Below are 511 nucleotides of genomic sequence, written 5' to 3' on the forward strand. Positions count from 1 at the left end.
CATCGGGATCAATTAACACTCGGAATGTAGATAGTGCCTTGGGCACGGACTTAAGCCCTTTTAGGGCGTCACCCAAATAAGCCTCCGGCTTTGCCGGAGGTAAGTTAACTGAATGGCATTTTTATTTCTTTGCTATGTCATTTTTATGTTATCCCTGTTAGGTTTTCATCGTAAGTATTTTAATTACTTTTTACTAACGCAACTTCATATTCTGCTGGAATATAAGTTTGGTTCGCATAGTACTTAATATTATTCAGATTGAGATCGTTTATGTTGCAGTTACTGTAATAATGTGCTTCAAACTTGGGCAACCACATATTTATTAAGCTTATAAATGATCAATTAAAATTGTGAATGGGTCTGGTTTGTTAAGTATGTAATCATATTCTTGGTATTGCTGCTCCCCAGGGCGGGATCGCACTTTGTTAACAAAGATTGAATCTGCTGAATTACTGTGATCTAATCGCACCTCACTTTCTGAGAGGTAACCCAATGACCCTGATCGAACACC

At 38.0% G+C, this 511-nt stretch carries 1 protein-coding gene; it reads right to left on the bottom strand.

Translation table 11 applies throughout. The features are described 5' to 3' along the window. Nucleotides 1–328: 328 nt before the first annotated feature. On the bottom strand, nt 329–511 hold a 183-nt coding region (locus tag L2764_RS27615; protein WP_248943518.1), incomplete at its 5' end, for a hypothetical protein.

Origin of the sequence: Shewanella surugensis, from assembly GCF_023284005.1 — a bacterium.
Taxonomy (GTDB): domain Bacteria; phylum Pseudomonadota; class Gammaproteobacteria; order Enterobacterales; family Shewanellaceae; genus Shewanella; species Shewanella surugensis.